Raw genomic sequence first — 16,582 nt, 5'->3', positions numbered from 1 at the left:
AGCCGACAGACTCAGGAGCGACCTCATGTACGTCAGACATTCATTTTCATTTTCGCCGCTCGCACGCAAGCTCAAGCTTGCCACCTTTGCGCCGATGCTATTGATCAGTCCGTGCGCGCTGGCACTTTCAACGATTGAAAATGGCGCCTCCATGACCATCGACGCAACCACGACGCAGGACAGTTGGTTGGTGCGAGGCGGTTCCAGTCTGACGGCCAACGGTGCCGCCACTAACCAGATTCGTGTCGAGACGGGGTCGAAGCTTTCACTCAACGGCACCACGGCGACGGCCTTGGGTACAAGCAACGGCATCGAACTGTCCAACAGTGAGGCGAGCATTACCAACAGTCGGGTCGTCAGTGATCGCACTGGATTGCGTCTGATCGGCACGGCCAACGGTGGCTCAACTGCACGGGTCAGCGCCAGCCAGATCACCGGCGGCCAGTTTGGCGCAAGCCTCAGCGCGCAATCGGAGCTGACGCTGGAGTCCGGCACCACGGTCACCGCTCGCAACGCTGACGGCATTGGTATTCAAAGCTTCGGCGGCAAGGTACAGGCGACTGGCAGCACGATCGTCGGCGGGCTCAACGGTGTCAGCCTGTTCACCGCGGGCAACCTGCCAGCGAACAATGCACTGATTCTTGACAAGACCCATGTCGAGGGCTTGAGTGGCTCGGCCATTATTGTCAACGGCCAGACCCAAACCAACTCCGAGCGGGCCAATATCACGGTCACGAACGGTTCTACGTTGAAAGGGGGAAACGGCACGCTGCTGGAAGTCACCAACGGTTCTGCAGCTAATTTCAACGTCAACAACAGCCATCTGGTCGGCGATATCGTCGTGGCCGACGGCAGCAGTGCCGACGTGTTGCTCGACCAGTCTGCAACCCTGACCGGGCGCCTGGAAAACGTTCAGAACCTGGCGGTCAACAACAATGCGCTCTGGGTGATGGTCGGTGACGGTAGTGTCGAGAACCTTTCGCTCAACGGCGGTGGCGTCCAGTTCGGCAACCCGGGGCAGTMTTTCAATCTCTCCGTGGAAACCCTGTCGGGTACGGGGGGAACGTTCCATATGCACAACGACTTCACCACCGGGCAGGTGGATACCCTGACCGTGTCTGGCAATGCCAGTGGCAACCATCTTGTCGCCCTCGACAGCCAGGGCACAGAGCCGGCAGGGGCTGGTTCCAAGGCGGTGGTGCATATCGGCTCGGGTGACGCAACATTCGCCCTGGCCGGTGGTGCCGTGAACCTCGGGGCGTTTTCCTACGACTTGATCAAGCAAGGCGACAACGACTGGGTGCTGGATACGGCCACAAAGACGATCAGCCCCGGTACACAGTCGGTCATGGCGTTGTTCAATGCGGCCCCGACGGTCTGGTACGGTGAGCTCAGCACGTTGCGCACCCGCATGGGCGAGGTGCGCATGGATCAGGGCAAGGCCGGTGGCTGGGTCCGTGCCTACGGCAACAAATACAACGTGAGTGACAGTGCCGGCGTGGCCTACAAGCAAACCCAGCAAGGCATTTCGTTCGGTGCCGATGCGCCGCTGCCCATGGGCGGCGGGCAATGGCTGGTCGGTGTGCTGGGCGGTTACAGCCAGTCCGACCTGGACATGAGCCGTGGCACCACCGGCGAAGTCGACAGCTACTACCTGGGCGCCTATACCACCTGGCTGGATGCGCAGAGCGGGTATTACTTCGACGGTGTCATCAAATACAACCGGTTCCAGAACGAATCTGACGTTCAACTCAGCGACGGCAAGAAAACCAAGGGCAATTACGACACTGACGGCATCGGTGCATCGCTGGAGTTTGGGCGAAACATCAAGCTGGCGGATGACTACTTTGTCGAGCCGTTTACCCAACTGTCCGCCGTGACCTTCGAGGGCGCGAAATACGATCTGGACAATGGCTTGTCAGCTGACGGCGACCGCTCACGCTCGTTGCTGGCCAAGCTGGGCTCCACGGTCGGACGCAATTTCACCCTCAGTGAAGGCAAGGTGGTGCAGCCGTATCTGCGCGCCGCTTACGTGCATGAATTCGCCAAGAACAGTGACGTCGAAGTCAACAGCAACCGTTTCAGTAATGATTTGTCGGGTTCTCGCGGCGAGTTGGGCGCGGGCGTGGCGATGACTGTGACCGACAGGGTGTCGATGCACGTTGATCTTGATTACAGCAATGGCGACAAGATCGAGCAGCCTTGGGGCGCCAATGTCGGTGTTCGTTACAACTGGTAGTCGGATGACTTGATGTCACCGGGCTGAGGCAAACCGTTACACCGTGCATTCAATATTCTTTTCGTGGGGCGCGGGAGAGTTGTTCAGGGGACTGGATGATTTCTCCGGCGCACTTTTGCTGAGGAGTCTTGTTCATGGTCATGAGTATTTTCAGTGATATCAAAATGCCACAACCCGAGGTGTCAGGATTGCTTCCCGAAGTGCCGGGAGGGGAGCCGAACCTGATTCCAGCGACGTTGACCCATGACGATTTGAAAGTATGGTTCACAGTGCCGGCTCACTCGGATCCCTCGGCCGACGAGGAAACAGTCGAACTGTTCGTTGACTATGTTGACGACACCTCGATCCCGATTTCTAAACGGGAGTGGAGCGCCCCCATCGAGGATTCGGATCAGTTTGTCTGGTTGCCCAAAGCGTGGTTGAGAAACGTAGGTAATGAAGGTCAACACCGGTTGGCTTATCGGTTCACGATTTATAACGGGGCGCAAGAGTTTTCCGAAGATCTGGTGATCACGCTCGATATCATGGCCCCTGTTCTGGCGGCCGACAGCAAACTGATTTTCCCTCGTGAAGTGCTCCCGTCCAACAAACTCACCGCCCGCTACCTCGAGCAAAACAGCGATCAGGTAAAGGTTGAACTGCCTGGCTATACAGCCCCCCGACCCTGGGACCGCATCACTTGGCATTGGGGGGTAAGACTGAGTGATGAGAACCCTGGCGGCGTCATTGAGCTTAACGATACCAATTACACCTTGCCTGTTAAGTTCAACGTTACTGGAGATCTGATACGTGATCGGGGCAATGGCGTGCGGTACGTGCGATACGAGATCAAAGACCGGGCTGGYAACGTCAGCAAGTCTGTGGATTTCGTCGAGTTGGACGTCGACGCCACGCCAATCCCGCGCAAATTGCCACCATCAAAAGTCAAGGAGGCGTCGTCGGGAGCATCGAGCGGTGTACTGATCCCCAGCCATGGGGTCAACGGTGTCACGGTCACTATCCCGTCCGACGCAGTCATTTACGAGGGTGAAGAGGCCTTCGTGCAATGGGCCGCGCCAGGGACTGTCGGCGAATTTAGAACCAATACGCCGGTCTCGGCAGGTTCCAGGGAGTACAACATTCCAAAAGACAAGATTGCTCAGCATCTGGGCAAGACCTTGCCGGTGTATTACGAGGTCATCGAGCCCGGTGTGACAGACCCGCATAAGTCGCAAAATTACAGTTTACGGGTTGAAGAGCTGACCGGTTTACCCAGTGTGCAATGCACCCAGGTAGCGGGCGGCAAGCTCAGCCTCGCGAGCCTCACGACAGGGTTCGCTGACTTCACGCTCGCAAGCTGGACCTTCATGGCGACCGATCAGTACCTTACCGTCACCGTGGTAGGCGTCGACAGCAACAGTCAAAAACTCGAGATCCCGATACTCACCGACTCCCGGGTTCCGGAAGTGGCGCCAGTCATTTCTGTCGGGCGGATTGCAAAGGCCGATCTGCAACGTTTCAAACTGAATCTGGGGTTTGAGGTGGTGGTCAAGGTAAGTTTCGACAGCCTGCAGACCTGGAAGACGTTTGGAAAATTGACCCCGCAACTCATTGCCTGAGGCTTGATTGGAGGAGCGGGTTTGTCTGACAGGACAAACCCGCTCCTTCGTTCCGGGTACCCCTTATCTGGGTTTATTTGTAGGTGAGGGTAAAGCTCAGTGCACCTTTGGCCACACCAGGGCGAACCGCAGTGGTGGGTTCGGTCTGGTAGAAGCGCGCTTTGAAATTCAGCACGGTGGTGCCTGGCGATATCGCGGTTATTGGCACTTCGGTGGCAAGCTCCACGGGCGAACCATCACCCTTGAGTATCTGAATGCCCATTCCTTTGGCATCCGAATCGGTTGTCAGGCTGAATACGCCGTCGGTGGTAGGGCCGATGGGGGCTGACCCAAGGATGCCGTCGAGGCGGATATTGGCCGTCGCGACGAAACCTACACGCGGATCGGTCTCGCATTGGCTCAACGTGATATTGAAAGGGACCGGCGTGGTGGTGTAGCCCTCCCCGGTGAAGTCAGTGGTGTCCCAACTCCCAAGTGGTACGGGGTCGGCACTGACCGGGTTGACGCCGACGCTGCATTGGGCCTGAATGATGGTGCCAATCAATCCATATCCGAACGCTTTGCCCAGATCAGTGATATGCCCACTGAACAGCTCGCTACCATCAAGGCTGTGAGGGCCTGGTGCCAAAGGGCCGGTTTTCACCAGTGTTACCTGATTGTTCAAGCTATTGAGCTGAATGGCTGTCAATATGTTTTTGTCGTTGAATCCATCATAGGGCACGGTCGGACGGCCGATAGGGACGAAAGAGGTGGTACCCTCGCCATTGAGTGGAAAGCCCAGTTTTATTCGAACGCCCACGCCGGCAATATTGGTTTGCAGGATTTTGCCAGTGACATCCTCTCCATTGATCGGCTCCAGCGGGCCAGGAAAGATCGGTGCAGTGGCGCGGGCGTTGAACTCCAGACGATGGCTACCATCGTTACGGCAGCTTGCTAGCATGTTCGCGTTGTTAGGCGTGAAATGACTCATATCAATGCTGCCAATAATGGTGCCGACACGGGCGTCTCGAGGAACGTACAGGGTGCCCATGTTCCTCTGATAGTTCATGGTGGTCGGCCCCCCCGCGGGGACCCATTCGCAATTGGCCGCCAGCGCCAATGGAGGCATACATCCGGCGGCCAGCAGGGCGGCGCGCAGCACTCGGTGCATCTTGAGTTTCATGGTGTTTCCTGATGGGCGGCCGTGGGTGTGGGCCGACTTCTTCATGCTCAAAGACATGTCAGTTCCTGTAATCGGTAACCTTGAGCCTGCTCCATGCTCTCAGGATCGATACTCAGCCGGCACTGCGGGTCGGCTTGCTCTCCCCAGTGAACATCGAGGGTCTGAGGATCGGTGCCGGTGGATAGCATCACTTGCCCGGCCTGGCCGACGATCCCCATGAGGGTGCCTTCGGCATTGCTGACCTGAGCACCGAAAGGCAATGGCTGGCCCTTTGCGGTTCGGCCAGAAATAATCAGGCGATTGACCGTGCGTGCGGGGAAGGTGGCTTTGACGACCGCGCCGCGTCTGGGGACGACTTGGGCGGAGCCGTTATCGATTTCTACCTCGGGCCCCAGATCGTCGGTCTTCAGCACCACCTGATTGGCCCGGTAGGGTTGCATATGCGGCACCAAGGCGTAGCCATGTCGGGTGGTCTTGGTGCCCGCCGCGTTCATGACGCCGACGCCGGCGATGCCTGGCACCTCGATCAAAGCGTTGGTTTCGCCCAGATAAGGACCTGTCTCGAGACCGTCGGCGTGTAACAGCACGGCACCGCTGGCATTGACTGAAACGCTGCGGTAATCCTGGCCTTGGGTCATCCCCGCACCGACAGCGCCAAAGGGCGCTTGATAACCGACCGACAATGCTGTCGATTGCCGGCGGCTTTCATCACTGCTCAGGCTGACGCTGTAGTTAAGCCGGTTGTCGTCGGCGCTGCCGCCGAGGCTGGCTCGCTGGCTGTAGCGGTCGCGGTTGCGCTGTACATCAAAGGTCGCGTTGCTGGAATGGCCAAAATCAAGGGGCAACGACGCACTCAGGCCGAACAGGCGGTCGGTCTCACGGTTGCTGCGGTTATCGCTGAGCGATTGGGAGGCATACAGGTTGTAACTCACCCCCTTGAGTTGGGTGCTGAAGGTGAACTGGAATTGACGTTGTCGATAAGTGCTGTGCCAGTAATCCTGTTGGGACAGACTCAGGCTCAGTGCGCTACCGGTCCAGAGATGCTGATAAATCGAAGTCTCCAGGCGGCTGCGGCGGCTGCCGTGGAACGTCGAGCTGGCGCTGCGTTGGCGAACGGCTTCATCGAAGTCCCGATAGCCCTCGGTCGAATAGCGATACCCGGCAAAACGCAGGTTGGTTTTGGTCGCAAAGGATTTGCCATATTTGAGCGCATAACTCATGCCATGAACAGATTGCGTGTCAAGGGTGTCGATGTCGGCGTCGGATCGAGTGACGTCCAGGGCCACCGCACCGATCGATCCCAGATCCCTCGCAATGCCCAGGGTGCCGGCACGATAGAAGTCACTGGCCATCAGGCCCCCATACAGCGTCGAGTTCCAGACGGTTCCCATCGCCAGAGTGCCTTGCCATAGCAGCGGCTCATCGAGGTCGCCGGTGGCGTTGTAGCGTCCGACCGCGCCGCTGTAGCGCCATATACCTTCACGCAGCAGGTTGCCGAGCGTGGCGTAGGGCTGGGTAAACCGCCGAACCTGGCCGTCGGCCTCGGTCAGGACGATTTCCAGTTCGCCGCCGCCGCCCACGGTGCTCAGATCGTCGATTTCATAAGGGCCGGCGCTGACATAGGTGGAATAAATCGGGTAGCCGTTCTGCAGTACCTCCAGTTTGGCGCGCGATTGCGCCACGCCGCGGATGATCGGTGCATAGCCTTGGGCCGAGTCGGGCAGCATGCCCAGGTCCGAATTGATCAGCGCACCCTTGATCGGCACGCTACGAAAAACATCGCCGCCGGTGAAGGTTTCACCCAATGTCAGGTTGGCATGGGTGCCGGGCAGATCGCGCTGGGCATAGGTATAAGCCCGGCTCCAGACGCGTTTACCTTCTTCGTCCTGCCGCATCGACTGGTTGCTGCGCAATCGCCAGGGGCCCAGATTGATGCCGCTGTTGAGGTACAGATCGTCAGAGGTGTTACGCCCGCCATAGCGGCTGGTACCTTGTTGCGCAGACAGCTGGTAATTAACGAAGGCGGCGTTGATGCCGTAGTCCCAGCGCTCCGGATCGACGCGGCCGATGACATCGCGGCGCATGGCGATTTGTGGAATGGAAATCGACAGCAACAGCTTGCCGGCGTCCAGGTCGACCTCGGCACCGGGGATCAGTGCGAACAGATCGACGCATGGGCTTCGCAACAACGTCGGGTCGGCCAGGCTGTCGAGCCGAACCCCCAACTCTTCAAGCAATTCGGGAGAAAGGCAAGGCAACAGACGATCGCGTTCGGGACCGGGCTCGAAGGTGATTTCGCGCTGGCCGAAGTAACGCAGGTTGACCTGAATATCAACCCAATAGCGCCCAGGTCCCAAGTCCTGGGCATGGGTCAGGGCGCGCAGGGCCGCGACGCCGGCGTCGCTGGCATGTGCCGGGCTCTGGCGCATGAAACCGCTCTGGAATTCAATCGGCTGAGCGGCATTGGCGGGCTTGATTTCCAGCAAAAGAGCACCGCTGCTGCCGATGAAGAGCAACTGAGCGAGGCGCAGACGCGCAGGCACGGCCGCGCACCCGCGGGCGGGTAAAGAAAAAGTCATGGTGATGGTTCCTGGCAGTTAGTGCGGAAGCACTGCCTCAGGGGGCCAGTTGAATTGGCACGGTCAATGGCACGGTGTAGCCGCCATAGTCGTTGATCGCCGAGAACACGACCTGCAAGCCTTGACTGGATTTGCCTGGTTTGAGGGCGAACGTCTGGCGGCTGAGCGGCTCGACCATGTCCGGGTTCTTGATCGCCTGATGCTCACCGTTGCCCGTCATCTCGATACGAACAAATGACACGTGAAAGGGGGTCGGATTATCCACCATCAGGTGTGGCTGGCCATTGAGGTCCTTGATCGACCATTGCAGGTCCTTGAGGCGTGTGACGGGGTTGTCCTTGAGCTGGACGGGGCGATAGAACAGCTTGATACGGGTGCGCAGGGCAATGTTCAGGACATTGCTGTCATTGCCGTCGGCCTGAGGAATTTCCTGCACATTGAAATAGAACAGCGACTCGCGATCGCTTGGCAGCATGTTAGGCAGTCCATTGATCTGTACTTGCTGCTCCTTGCCGGGGTTGAGTCGAAACAAGGGCGGGGACGGGATGAAGGGAACGGCAACGGTGTCATCGTCACTGGCCGTGTTAACCCAGGTTTGCACGGCGAACGGCCGGTTGCTGGGGTTGGCGACTATCACCGAGGTGCTGCGCTTGTCGCTGTCGAATACCACGCGAGTGGCGCCGATGGTCAAAGCCGCCTGGGCGGTGGGGGCCTGTACATTGAGCATGAGCACGGTCAGGCCGACGCCCAGTGCACGCCATGAAATTACCGGTGGTGGGGGTATGCGGGACATGGGATCTAACTCCATACGCCCGGGTGAGCACATTGCACCCGGACGTATCGAAATGCCGCTTGAACACGACGCACTCAGGCACTGTGTTCAAGAGGGCAGGGTGACTATCAGTTGATGGTGACGATGAACGGGACGTCGGCCGAAGCCGCACCGGCTGTCACTGGCAGGGTGATGGAGCGGTAGTAGGCGTTGAATACCATGTCGGTAGAACCGGTATCTGCCAGATCGTAATCGACGGACGATGTGCCCGGCGCGATCGAGGCACCGCTTCTATCCCTTAGTGAGATCGCTACGCCTCCGGCACCATCAGGGGTGCTGGTGACCGCGAAGTAATCACTGTCGTCCGCATGTGCAGTGCCGTTGAAGGTGACTTTGGCGGTGTTGTCAGCTGGCTTAAGGCCACAACCGGGACCGCCACTTACGCGTAATGCAAAGCTCTTGCCCCTGTACTCCTGGTCAACGGCGGTAAAGCGGGATGCTTCGATGCTACCCATTTTCACCTGATTGCCGACAGAGCCATCTTCCGGGTTGATGATTTCAATCGGGCAGGTGCTGTTCTTGATCTTGCCTTCGAAATGGATGGTGCCGGTGTTTGCATACACGGAAGTGCCTGCCACTGCAGCAGAAAGTCCCAGGGAAAGTGCGAGTAGATGTTTTTTCATGGTGAATCCTTAGTTGGTTTGGTGCGCGTTAGTACAAGATGTAGTTTTAGATGGGTGCACTTGTACTGGGTTGGTTGTGATCAGTTAGTCATGATCGGGAGGGATCTTAGAGGGGGTTTTATAATTAGGATAGTGATCGTTATGTTGATATTTCGACGGGGTGTGTAGGAATACTCTCGATGCTGGCTATTGGCTATGTTTTTTCGTAAAATATTGTTTGTATTGATATTATTTTTTTCAAATTGTGTTGCGACAAAAAATGTTGATGACTAATCAGGGATGTTTGAGGAGGGCGTGCAAGGGGTTGGGGGCGGGCGTTGGGAAGTATCTTGGTTGTGATCGAATTTTAGATCGAAGTGGCGATGGGAAGATAAAAGCTTCGGCGGCAAAGCTGATAAGTTGCCGCCGAAGTTTAAGTAAGTATTAATTCTGGCGAACCGTTCTACCGTTCACCGTAGCATCTATGAAGGTTTTGACCTTGCTATTTGCGTGATTCGCAGCCGAGCGGGGATCGCCGTTGAAATTTGAAGTCGCTTCTTGGAGCTGCCGAATAAACGGATTCGTCTCACCAACTTGCTTAGGTCCACTGGGCGGAGTCGGTTTCAGGTTTGAACTCCCCTGCTGTATGTCAGTAAGATTTGGGACTGACTGGGTGCGGAGAAGCGGTGAACTTGATGCCTGTGCAATTGGTGGTGCCGGTGGTGGTGCCGGTGGTTGTGCTGATGGGCCCACCGTTGCGGGAAGACTAAAGCGATTAAGTCCTCCCAGGTCAGCATTCATGCCGTTGGGTGCTGCTCGCGTCTGTTGTGCCAAGTAAATGGGTATCTCATCCAACATCTCTTTCCACGCTGAGTTTGCAGCCCTCCTCGTGAAGAACTTATTCACTACCCCAAAAATGCCACTGCCGATACTGGGTATCGCCGTCACAAACGCCCCAATCCCGAAATACCCTGCCCATTCGTTTGCCTCCTCGTCACCGGTCGCAGTGGCGTATCCACTGGCGACAGTTGCTGCAGCGGTCAAGGTCGCACTCGTTACAAGCAGCGCAGCACCGATAGCGGCAGAGATCAAGGCCTTCCCAGCCAATTTTGTAGCGACGACAACGGATTTGTATGCCGCAACGCTGGCACCCACGGTAAACAGTGCTCCGACACCCACAAACACCCATGCCAGCCAGTCACCGCCCCCACCCGCTGACAATGAAGGCGTCTGGTCCTCATCCGGCCGCCGCAACCTGCCACTCCAGCCGATCGCCTCATGCCCGGTCGGGTCACGCAGCGCGATTGGGTTGCCCAGGCAGTACGTGTAAGGATTGACCCCGCCGCTGCCGAACGGGCTGAGCGAGTCCGGACTGTGAAAGCGCATCAGGCACGGGTTGTAAGCCCGGTAACCCCGGCCCAGCAAGTACCAACCGCTGGCTTGGTCACGCACTTCGCCGTTGAACGCCAGCAGGCTTTGTAGCGCGTCATCACTGTGGCGTTCGCCGTAGGCGCTGTAGACGGCCGTGCGCAGGTCACGTTGCTGGCTTTCACCCAGTACGCTGTTGTTCGCGTCAGTCATCAACAGCAAGGTTTGTGCAGTGTCACCCGTTTGTTGTTGCCCTAGGGGCTGGTCCAGGTTGTAGAGGATTTGAGTCTGGCGATCATCCTGAACGACAGCGTTCAGTTGCTGGCCCTGATAAAAACGCAAAGTCTCGCTCTGATTGCCTTGTTGCGCATTGACGAGATGGTCAGAGGCCTGTGTGGGCGGCTGTCGGTTCGGTCTTCTTATATCGCGAATAATAATTCTTGGGACCTGTCACAAATTACAGGTAGCCTCCTTCATTCGCCGGAACCTCCTGAATCTTCTGTGTTTTGCCAAAAAAAAAAACTTCGATTCCCGCCACCGTTCGTCCCATGCCAGGGATTTTGAATGCCAGGGTGGCGCGTTTGGTGAATTGAGATAGGGTTGACTCAGGAACCTGCGCGACTGGAGAACCACATGCGCTATTCAGGCTTGACCCAACGCATCGCCGGTGAAGGCGCCGCGGCCTGGCAGATACACAATCGCGCAGTGCAATTGCGCGAACAGGGCGTCGATATACTGCTGCTTTCGGTCGGCGACCCGGATTTCGATACCCCGCAACCTATCGTTCTAGCCGCTATAGACAGCTTGTTGGCGGGTGACACCCATTACTCGGAAGTCCGCGGCAACCGTCGGTTGCGCGACAGCATCGCCCGTCGCCATCAGCGACAGAGCGGGCAGGCGGTGGATGCCGAGCATGTGATCGTCATGCCCGGTGCCCAGTGTGCGGTGTATTCGGTGGCGCAATGCCTGCTCGATCCGGGGGACGAGGTAATTGTCGCCGAACCGATGTACGTGACGTATGAGGGCGTGTTCGGTGCCATTGGGGCGAAAGTCGTGCCTGTTGCGGTGTGTCCGGAGAACGGCTTTCGGGTCGATCCGGGCGATGTCGCGGCGCTGATCACGCCACGAACCCGGGCCATTTTACTCAACAGCCCGAACAATCCTTCCGGTGCGAGCCTGTCTCTGAAGATCTGGCAGGCACTGGCTTCGTTGTGCATTCGGCATGACGTGTGGCTGATCAGTGACGAGGTGTACAGCGATCTGCTGTACGAGGGCGACCACATCAGTCCGGCCAGCCTGCCGGACATGGCCGAACGCACCGCGACCATCAATAGCTTGTCCAAATCCCACGCCATGAGTGGCTGGCGGGTGGGCTGGGTGATCGGGCCCAAGCCCTTGGCCGATCACCTGGAACATCTGTCGCTGTGCATGCTGTTCGGTATTCCGGAGTTCGTGCAGAAGGCGGCGCAACGGGCCCTGGAAGAGGAGCTGCCCGAGGTGGCGTCGATGCGCGAGGAGTACCGCCAGCGTCGCGACCTGGTGTGCGCGAGCCTGGACGGATGCGCGGGCCTGCGGCCGATACGCCCGGATGGCGGGATGTTCGTGATGGTCGACGTGCGCCAGACCGGCCTGTCGGCCCAGCGTTTTGCCGAGCGACTACTGGACGGTTATGGCGTTTCGGTGCTGGCCGGCGAAGCGTTTGGACCGAGTGCGGCGGGGCATATCCGGATTGGACTGGTAGTGGACAGGCGCAAGCTGGCCGATGCGTGTCGGCGGATTGCGTCGTGTGCGTCGCAGCTTCTGGAGGCGAGGCGGGCCTGAGGGTTTTGTGCAGATTGGCTGGCCTCTTCGCGAGCAGGCTCGCTCCCACATTTTGATCTGTGGTGTTCACAAAACCCTGTGGGAGCGAGCCTGCTCGCGAAGGCTATCTCATAATCGCCAGATCCATCAGGCCTTCCACGCTTGAACATTCACCAGATTCTTCGGCCGCTCACCCCCCAGCGCCGCCAGTAGATTATCCACCGCACACTTCGCCATCGCCTCGCGCGTTTCGTGGGTCGCCGAGCCAATGTGCGGCGTCGCCACCACGTTGTGTAGCTGCAACAACGGCGAGTCGGCATTCAACGGCTCACGCTCGAACACATCCAGCCCCGCGGCCCGAATCTGCCCGTTATGCAGCGCTTCGATCATGGCGGTTTCATCCACCACCTTGCCTCGGGAGATGTTGATGAAGATCGTTTCAGGCCCCATCAGGGCAAATTCTTCAGCACCAATGAGTCCTTCGGTTTCAGCCGTCAGTGGCAATGTGAGGCAGACGAAATCAGCCTCCTGCAACAACTGTGGCAGGCTCCTGTACTGCGCATCGAATCGCTGTTCCACCGCCGGTTTCGGCGTATGGCTGTGGTAGATCACCGGCATGCCAAAACCGAAATGCCCGCGCTGGGCCAGCGCCTCGCCGATCCGTCCCATGCCGATGATGCCCAGGGTTTTGCCATGCACGTCGGTGCCGAATTGCGCAGCGCCGACATTGCGCGTCCACTCGCCGGCGCGAACCACGTTGGCCAGTTCCACCACGCGTCGGGCAGTCGCCAGGATCAGCGCGAACCCGGTGTCGGCGGTGGTTTCGGTTAGCACGTCCGGGGTGTTGCTGAGCAGGATTCGCCGTTCGGTCAGGTAGTCGACGTCGTAATTGTCGACGCCCACCGAGACGCTGGCGATGGCTTGCAGATGTGGCGCCAGATCGAGCAGCTCGGCATCCAGTTTCAGACTGGCACCGAGCAAGCCATGAGCCCGGGGCAGGGCATCACGCAGACTGGCCAGGCCTGCGGCATCGAGGCTTTCGATCAGCGTCACCTCGGCCTGCGCTTGCAGGCGAGCCATCAGCGCCGGCGAGAGTTTCTTGTACAGCACAACCTGCTTTTTCATTGTCGTCATCTCAACATCAATTCAAGGGTGAGTAGCCACTGGCCGTTGTACAGCAACCTTGTTCACGACCCGGTCACTGGCGCCTGGCTTGAGACACAACGTCAGCACCACCGACAGCATCAGTGCGCCGCTCATCAACAGATACGACGCACCGGGCGATCCGGTGGAGCTGTTCAGGTAACCGACCAGATAGGAACCGCCAAACGAACCGAGGGCACCCATGCTGTTGATCAACGCCATGGCGCCGCCCGCCACGTTGGCCGGAAGGATTTCCGGAACGATGGCGAAAAACGGCCCGTAAGGTGCGTACATGCAAGCGCCGGCGATCACCAGCAAGGTGTAGGACCACCAGAAATGTTCCGCGCCCAGGGCGTAGGAGCCGTAGAACGCAATCGAGGCGATCAACAGCGGTGGCCACACGAAGCGTTTACGTTTTTGCAATTTGTCCGAACCCCAGGACACCAGCAGCATGCCGATCACTGCGGCGAGATAAGGTAACGCCGAAAGCCAACCCGCTTCGATCATGTCCATTTGCGCCCCGGCCTTGAGGATCGACGGCAGCCACAGTACGAAGCCATAGACGCCGATGCTCCAGCAGAAAAACTGCAAGGCCAGGATGATCACCTTCGGCGAGCGGAAGGCTTCGGCGTAGTTCTTCACCGCCTTGATGCCGACCTGTTCGGCGGCCAGGGCGCTTTCCAGGTCCTGTTTTTCCTGGTCGCTGAGCCACTTGGCCTGGGCCGGACGGTCATCGGCCAGGCGCCACCAGATAAACGCCCAGAGCACTGCCGGCAAACCTTCGATGATGAACATCCAGCGCCAGCTGTAATGCTGCACCAGATAGCCCGATACCACCGACATCCAGAGCATGGTCACCGGGTTGCCGAGGATCAGGAAGGTATTGGCGCGCGAGCGTTCGGCACGGGTGAACCAGTGGCACAGGTACACCAGCATCGCCGGCATGACCGCGGCTTCGACCACGCCGAGCATGAAACGGATGACGATCAGCCACCAGGCGTTGGAGACAATCCCGGTCAAGGTGGCCAGGCTGCCCCAGAGAATCAGGCTGACGAAGATCAGCTTTTTCACGCTGTGTTTCTGCGCGTAGATCGCCCCGGGTACCTGGAAGAAAAAGTAGCCGAGGAAGAACAGCGCGCCGAGCATCGACGACAGGCCGGGCGTAATCATCAGGTCCGCCGCCATGCCGGATGCGGCGGCGAATCCGTAGTTGGCGCGGTCGAGGTACGCCAGGCTGTAGGTAATGAACACAATGGGCATGATGTACCACCAGCGGCGGGTGGCGAGGGTTGCGGTTTTCATGGTGGTGCTCCTGAGCTTGTTGTTTTTGTCGCAGCAGGTAACGGTTTGAATCTTCGGTGCCTTTACTGGCCTCATCGCGAGCAAACTCGCTCCCACAAGGGATCTAGGTTCGACACATATCCCCTGTGGGAGCGAGCTTGCTCGCGATGGTGGCCTCAAATTCGCTGACCATTTCGGATCGGGTAGGCAACCCCTCCATATCCCCCCGACTCTGCACCGCCCGGCTGCCAATCCAGTTGGCGCGCTTCACGGCGTCGGCAAAGCTATGGTTTTCCAGCAGCGCGCTGATCATGCCGACGGCAAACCCGTCGCCGGCACCGACGGTGTCGACCACGGTATTCACCGGTACGCCCGCGACAAATCCCTGATCCTGGTGGGTGCGGTAGTACGCCCCATGCGGCCCGAGTTTGATCGCCACGGCTTCGGCGCCCTGGTCGAGGTAAAACGCCGCAATGTCGGCGGGGTCTTCGAAACCGGTCAGCAGCCGACCTTCGCTCAAGCCCGGCAGCACCCAATGGGCCAAGGCGGCGAGGCGGTTGATTTCAGTGATCATCTGTTGCGTACTCGCCCACAGGCTCGGGCGCAGGTTCGGGTCGAAGGACACGCTGCGTCCGGCGGCGCGCATGCGGGTCATCAATTCGAACGACATCTGCCGCGCCGACTCCGACAGCGCCGGAGGAATGCCGGTGGCGTGCAGGTGTCGGGCCTTGAGCAATTCGGGCATGATCGACTGCGGCGACAGGTGACTGGCCGCCGAGCCGCGGCGGAAATACTCGACCACCGGATCGCTGCCATCGTCGGTGCGGGACTTGAGTTGAAAACCGGTCGGGTGGGCGGTGTCGATGTCGACGTGGCGGCAATCCAGGCCTTCTTTTTCCAGGGTATCGACCACGAACCGGCCCAGCGAATCGGCACCGACGCGGCTCAGCCATGCCACGTTGAAGCCCAGTCGGGAAAGGCCAATGGCGACATTGCTGTCAGCGCCGGCAATGCGTTTGTGAAAAGCGCCGACGCTGGCCAGATCACCCGCCTGCTCGGCGACGAACATCGACATGGTCTCGCCGAAGGACAGAATATCGATCTCAGACATGAGCACTCTCCAGCTGCGATTGGCCGAGGTGGACGAGGGCGGCGACGTGCTCGGTGGTCAGTTGCACCAGGTCATCGCCTTGCAGCGGATATTCCGCGGCCCGCATAACGCCCTGGGCCATGTGCTGCAGCAGGTGTTCCCACTGTTGCAGGTCACTGGCGGCGGGCGGGATGGCGACCAGTTTGCCGTCGGCACGGCGCGTGACCGCTTTGCAGTGCACATAACCGACATGACGACCGAGCAACCGTGCGGCGCTGGCGGCGGACTGGTCCTGCCAGTGCCAATTGCCGATATCGAAGGTCATTTTGATCGGCAGCTCGTGCCGCTCGACGTCCGCGAAAAAGCGCTGGAAGGGTTCAATGCGGCCGCCGTGCAGGGTCTGGTCGTTTTCCACCAGCAACTGCACGGCGCTTTCGCCCAGCACTCGGGCGAGGGTTTGCAGATCGCAGTTGTCGGTGAAATAGCCCAACGACACTTTCAGCCATTTGGCGCCGAACGCCTGGGCGCGCTGCAGGGCCGTGATCAGTTCGGGGTTGGGTCTGGATTGCCCGGCCAGCCATAGCTCCATGGGTGATGAATACACGCTCTGCAGGCCTTCTGCTTGAGTGGCATCGGCCAGTTGAGCGGGGTCCTCGATGGTCAGTAATTCCTCACGCCACTCAATGCGCGTGGCGCCGGCGGCGGCGAGAATCTCGATGAAACTGCCTTGGCCGAGTTGGCGCACCAGGTCGGCGCCGTAGCTGGAGAGGCTGATGGAAACGGGTGGTTTATTCATTGTTTTTCTACCTCTGAAACCGGTTTCATTTTTGTTCAAATTTTTTTGTGGTGCTAGTCAGGGCCCCATCGCGAGCAGGCTCACTCCTACAA

General features: G+C 58.9%; 12 protein-coding genes. 3 read left to right on the top strand and 9 right to left on the bottom strand.

All coding sequences use genetic code 11. The annotated features are described in order from the left end of the window. The first annotated feature begins 25 nt into the window (after positions 1–25). Entirely contained in the window at positions 26–2,239 is a 2,214-nt protein-coding gene (locus AC1DU9_RS14875; protein ID WP_477810419.1) for an autotransporter outer membrane beta-barrel domain-containing protein, read from the top strand. A gap of 134 nt (positions 2,240–2,373) precedes the next feature. Continuing rightward, complete coding sequence (locus AC1DU9_RS14870; protein ID WP_477810418.1) at positions 2,374–3,837, top strand: hypothetical protein; 1,464 nt, start codon at positions 2,374–2,376, stop codon at positions 3,835–3,837. A 73-nt stretch (positions 3,838–3,910) separates the two neighbouring features. On the opposite strand, the gene AC1DU9_RS14865 is transcribed toward AC1DU9_RS14870, so the two are convergent. From AC1DU9_RS14865 to AC1DU9_RS14845, 5 genes are all read right to left on the bottom strand, one after another. After that, entirely contained in the window at positions 3,911–4,945 is a 1,035-nt protein-coding gene (locus tag AC1DU9_RS14865; protein ID WP_411740716.1) for a fimbrial protein, read from the bottom strand. Between the two features lie 101 nt (positions 4,946–5,046). Continuing rightward, on the bottom strand, positions 5,047–7,578 hold the full coding sequence (locus AC1DU9_RS14860; protein WP_477810417.1) for a fimbria/pilus outer membrane usher protein: 2,532 nt from the start codon (positions 7,576–7,578) through the stop codon (positions 5,047–5,049). Between the two features lie 37 nt (positions 7,579–7,615). Beyond that, complete coding sequence (locus tag AC1DU9_RS14855; protein ID WP_223463115.1) at positions 7,616–8,305, bottom strand: fimbrial biogenesis chaperone; 690 nt, start codon at positions 8,303–8,305, stop codon at positions 7,616–7,618. Positions 8,306–8,478: 173 nt separating this feature from the next. Continuing rightward, a complete protein-coding gene (locus tag AC1DU9_RS14850) occupies positions 8,479–9,033 on the bottom strand; it encodes a fimbrial protein (protein WP_223463091.1) in 555 nt (184 codons plus the stop codon). 423 nt (positions 9,034–9,456) lie between these two features. Further along, on the bottom strand, positions 9,457–10,722 hold the full coding sequence (locus AC1DU9_RS14845) for an RHS repeat-associated core domain-containing protein (protein WP_477810416.1): 1,266 nt from the start codon (positions 10,720–10,722) through the stop codon (positions 9,457–9,459). Positions 10,723–11,013: 291 nt separating this feature from the next. On the opposite strand from AC1DU9_RS14845, the gene AC1DU9_RS14840 reads away from it, so the two are divergent. Beyond that, on the top strand, positions 11,014–12,201 hold the full coding sequence (locus tag AC1DU9_RS14840) for a pyridoxal phosphate-dependent aminotransferase (protein WP_223463093.1): 1,188 nt from the start codon (positions 11,014–11,016) through the stop codon (positions 12,199–12,201). Between the two features lie 126 nt (positions 12,202–12,327). Here AC1DU9_RS14840 and AC1DU9_RS14835 read toward each other — a convergent pair whose 3' ends face one another. The 4 genes from AC1DU9_RS14835 to AC1DU9_RS14820 all read right to left on the bottom strand — a co-directional run bounded on the left by AC1DU9_RS14835 (position 12,328) and on the right by AC1DU9_RS14820 (position 16,490). Further along, the gene (locus AC1DU9_RS14835; RefSeq protein ID WP_223463094.1) at positions 12,328–13,305 is read right to left on the bottom strand and encodes an NAD(P)-dependent oxidoreductase; all 978 of its coding nucleotides are present in this window, start codon (positions 13,303–13,305) and stop codon (positions 12,328–12,330) included. 21 nt (positions 13,306–13,326) lie between these two features. Beyond that, entirely contained in the window at positions 13,327–14,625 is a 1,299-nt protein-coding gene (locus tag AC1DU9_RS14830) for an MFS transporter (protein ID WP_223463095.1), read from the bottom strand. A gap of 103 nt (positions 14,626–14,728) precedes the next feature. Further along, the gene (locus tag AC1DU9_RS14825) at positions 14,729–15,715 is read right to left on the bottom strand and encodes a sugar kinase (RefSeq protein ID WP_411740715.1); all 987 of its coding nucleotides are present in this window, start codon (positions 15,713–15,715) and stop codon (positions 14,729–14,731) included. Further along, positions 15,708–16,490, bottom strand: a complete 783-nt coding sequence (locus AC1DU9_RS14820) for a sugar phosphate isomerase/epimerase family protein (RefSeq protein ID WP_477810415.1) — start codon at positions 16,488–16,490, stop codon at positions 15,708–15,710. The genes AC1DU9_RS14825 and AC1DU9_RS14820 overlap by 8 nt, the downstream gene beginning before the upstream one ends. Positions 16,491–16,582: the final 92 nt, after the last annotated feature.

This window comes from Pseudomonas sp. P4_C1 (genome assembly GCF_056402155.1).
This window is presented reverse-complemented; position numbering and strand designations above follow the sequence as displayed.